Here is a 4,085-nt window from a genome sequence, read left to right as displayed (position 1 = left end):
AGGCCGGCGGCCAGGAGCCCCACGGCCACGGCGGGCACGAGGCGCGGCGCCGCGAGCCAGGCGAGGCCCAGGGCCAGGAGGGCGGAGCCGAGGGCCATGGCGGGCACGAGGAGGCCGAGGCCGAACAGGGTGTCGATGCGGGCGAGCAGGTCGCCGAGGGCCTGGGCCAGGGCGCGGGCGTCGTCGCGGGCGGCGGGGGGCGCGCGCAGGATGGCGTCGGTGACGCGGGCGTTGAGGCGCACCACCGTGCGGCTCTGGGCGAGGAAGCACAGGCGGGCGACGCCCCAGCCGAGGGCCGCCGAGGCCAGGGCCGCGCCCGAGAGCACCGCGAGGGCGAGGCGCACCCGCTCGGCCGGCCCGAGGAGCCAGCCCGCGAACAGCACGGACGGGCCGGTTCCGGCCGGACGCCACGGCAGGCTCGCGGCCACGTGCAGGAAGGCGGCCGCGCCGTGATCGGGGGCCACCAGCACGCCGACGAGGTCGCGCAGGCACAGGAGGGCGATGAGGGCGAGGGGGCCGCCGAGCCCGAGGGTCAGCGCGATGGCGAGGGCGTGCTCGGCCGGCGCGGATCGCCAGGTGAAGACGATCGGCTCGCGGTCCATCGGCATCCTTCGCGTCCGCCCCGCGCCGCGGGGCCGTCGGGCGGGCTTAGAGGATCGCGGCGGACGGCGAAAGCGCGGCGGCGCACGCGGCATTGGGCGCCAGAGCTGCCCGATCGGTTCGGTTGCTTGTGCGTCTCGCTGATGGACGCGGTGAAGCGCGGGTCCCCTCTCCTGGAAGGAGAGGGACAGGGTGAGGTGTGTGACCTTTTCGGAGATGTCCCACACCTCACCCCAACCCTCTCCTTCCAGGAGAGGGGGCACCAGTGCGACCACTCGATTCGAAGTGATCAAGCGAAGGCGGCCTCAGGGGGCCGCGATGAGGTCCTTGATGCGCGCGGCCAGGGTCTCCAGGACGAACGGCTTGGTGAGGACCTGCATGCCGGGGCGGAGGTAGCCGTTCCCCAGCACCGCGTTCTCGGCGTAGCCGGTGATGAACAGCACCTTGAGGTCGGGCCGCCGCTCGCGGGCGGCGTCGGCCATCTGGCGCCCGTTCATGCCGCCCGGCAACCCCACATCGGTCACGAGCAGATCGATGCGGACGTCGGAGTGCAGCACCTTGAGGCCGGCGAGGCTGTCGGCGGCCTCGATGGCGGTGTAGCCGAGATCCTCCAGCACCTCGGTGACCAGCATCCGCACGGAGGGCTCGTCGTCGACGATGAGCACGGTCTCGCCCTGCCCGGCCCGGCGGACCTCCGCCAGCTTCCGGGTGGCGTCGTCGGCGTCGGCCTCGCCGTCGTGGCGCGGCAGGTAGAGGCACACCGTCGTCCCCGCGCCGACCTCGGAATAGATCCGGACCTGCCCGCCGGACTGGCGCGCGAAGCCGTAGACCATCGACAGGCCGAGCCCGGTGCCCTCCCCCGTGGGCTTGGTGGTGAAGAACGGCTCGAACACCTTGCCCACGAGGTCCGGGGCCATGCCGGTGCCCGTGTCGGTGACGCAGACGCTGAGATACTGCCCCGCCGGCATGTCGTGGCGCCGGGCGCCGGATTCGTCGATCCAGGTGTTGGCGGTCTCGATGGTGATGCGGCCGCCGTCCGGCATGGCGTCGCGGGCGTTGATGCACAGGTTCAGCAGGGCGTTCTCGAGCTGGCCCGGATCGATCAGGGCCGGCCACAGCCCCGCAAGGCCCACGACCTCGAGGTGGACGGCGGGCCCGACCGTGCGCCGGACCAGCTCCGCCATGCCCCGGATCAGGCGGTCCACGTCCGTGGGCTTGGGGTCGAGGGTCTGGCGCCGGGAGAAGGCGAGCAGGCGGTGGGTCAGGGCGGCGGCGCGGCGGGCGGCGCCCTGCGCCACGGTCATGTAGCGGTCGAGGTCGCCCAGGCGCCCCTGGGTCATCCGGGTCTGCATCAGTTCGAGGGACCCCGAGATGCCGGCGAGCAGATTGTTGAAATCGTGGGCGAGGCCGCCCGTGAGCTGGCCCACGGCCTCCATCTTCTGGGATTGGCGCAGGGCTTCCTCGGTCAGGCGCAAAGCCTCGGCCTGGTGCTTGACCGCGGTGACGTCGCGGACCGAGGCGTAGATCAGGCCGTCGCGGGGCACCGCGTTCCAGGACAGCCACACGGCGTGGCCGTCCCTGTGGCGGTAGCGGTTCTCGAAGGTGAGCTGGGCCTCGCCGCGGGCCAGGCCGCGCGCCGCCTCCAGGGTGACGGCGACGTCGTCGGGATGGACGAACTCGAGGAACGGCCGCGCCTTCAACTCGGCGTCGCTCCAGCCCAGGGTCCGGGGCCAGGCCGGGTTGAGGCTGACGAAGTGGCCGTCGAAATTGGCGACGCAGAGCAGGTCGGAGGAGGCCTGCCAGACCTGGTCGCGCTCCGCCGTGCGGGCGGCGACCTGGCGTTCGAGGTCGGCCTCGGTCTGCTTGCGCGCGGTCACGTCCTGCACGAACACGTGGATGCCGTCGACGCGGCCGTCGGCGGCCCGGCGGGGCAGGTAGCGGATCTCGGCGACCCGGGGGCGTCCGTCGCGGTGCGGCCAATCCAGCTCGAAGGTTACCGCCTCGCCCGCCAGGGCCCGCTCCATGAACGGCCGCCGCGCCGCGTAGGCCTCCGGCCCGAGGAGGTCGCGCACGTCCTGGCCGACGATCCGGTCGGCGGGCACGGCGAACCAGTCGTCGTAGGCCCGGTTGGCGAAGCGGTAGACGTGGTCGGCGCCGATGAAGGCGATGAGGACCGGCAGGGCGTCGGTGACGAGGCGCAGCTCGCGTTCGCCGGCCTCCGCCCGCGCCTCCATGGTCCGCCGGTCGGTGATGTCGGAGAAGAAGATGGCGACGCGGTGGGACGCGGGGTCGCCGTTACGCAGGGCCCGCACGTCGAACCAGCGCCCGAACACGTCGGCGTAATGCTCGAAATGCGCGGGCTCGCCGGTGAGCGCCACGCGCCCGTAGGTGTCGAACCAGTGCCGCTCCAGGCCGGGCGCGAACTGGCTGACCCACTGGCCGGCGACGTCGGCCCCCGTCTGCCGGACGAAGGCGGGATTGGCCTCGACGATGCGGTAGTCGACGGCGCGGTCCCCCTCGAACTTCATCTCGACGATGCAGAATCCGACCTCGATGCTCTCGAACAGGGTCCGGTAGCGCGCCTCGTTCTCCCGCAGGGCCGCCTCCGCGAGGGTGCGCTCGGTGACGTCATGCCCCTCCACGAAGATGCCGCTGACCGTCCCGTGGGCGTCGGTGATGGGCTGATAGACGAAATCGAGGGTGCGCGCGTTGACGGGGCCGCCCGGCACGGCCTGGACGTCGTAGCGGGCCGCCGTCGCCCGGTGCGGCCGGCCGGAGCGAAACACCCCGTCGAGCAGATCGACGTAGCCCTGGGCGGCGGCATCCGGCAGGGCCTGCGCCACGGTGCGGCCGATGACGGCGCGGTGGTCGATGGCCCGCTGGTAGGCGGCGTTGGTCAGGGCGAAGCGATGCTCGGGACCGGACAGGAGGGCGATGAAGCTCGGGGCCTGCTCGAACATCTCGGCGAGGGAGGCCGACTGGGCGCGCAGGCGGCGGACCTCCGCTTCGAGCTCTTCGCGCGACAGGGTTTTTGGATCGGGACGGGGCGCGGCGGTCATGGCAGCGGACCTAGCGCGGGATTGTGGTACGGGCGAGGAGAATCGGGTTTCGGGAGAGGGGTCTCGAAGGATCGGCCTCGAAGGATTTCATCGCTCCGGTGCCGGGCGCGCCTCTCCTCCGCCTTGCGGCTTCCGGATTCCCACATCCGCCCGGCGGCTGACATCGAGAGCCATAATGAGCCGGCATCAAGCGCGACAGGTCCCCTCTCCTGAAAGGCTACCGGATTCACACAACTGCGAATGGGCCGATTCCATGCAGCGGCAGGCATCCGGATGCGGGCGGGAGGCGCACCGGGGCTCCCTCTCCTGGAAGGCTACGGCCTGGACGGAAGTGATTCTCGGTCGTGGATGAGTGCGCCGGCGAGCATGGCTGAGAGGGTTTGCCATCCGCGGGCCATGATCTTGGGTCCGGGCGGCTTGCCGGCG

1 protein-coding gene and 1 pseudogene are annotated in these 4,085 nt (G+C 72.2%); both read right to left on the bottom strand.

The features are described 5' to 3' along the window. Nucleotides 1-602 (bottom strand): annotated as a pseudogene (locus tag FV218_RS21970) (ABC transporter ATP-binding protein); the annotation flags it as partial. 303 nt (nucleotides 603-905) lie between these two features. Beyond that, nucleotides 906-3,659: a PAS domain-containing protein gene (locus tag FV218_RS21965; RefSeq protein ID WP_147711549.1), complete on the bottom strand. Its 2,754-nt coding sequence runs from the start codon at nucleotides 3,657-3,659 to the stop codon at nucleotides 906-908. Nucleotides 3,660-4,085 lie beyond the last annotated feature (426 nt).

Source organism: Methylobacterium sp. WL69 (genome assembly GCF_008039485.1).
Classification (GTDB): domain Bacteria; phylum Pseudomonadota; class Alphaproteobacteria; order Rhizobiales; family Beijerinckiaceae; genus Methylobacterium.
The sequence above is the reverse complement of the archived record's forward strand: the minus strand, read 5'-3'. Positions and strand labels throughout refer to the sequence as shown.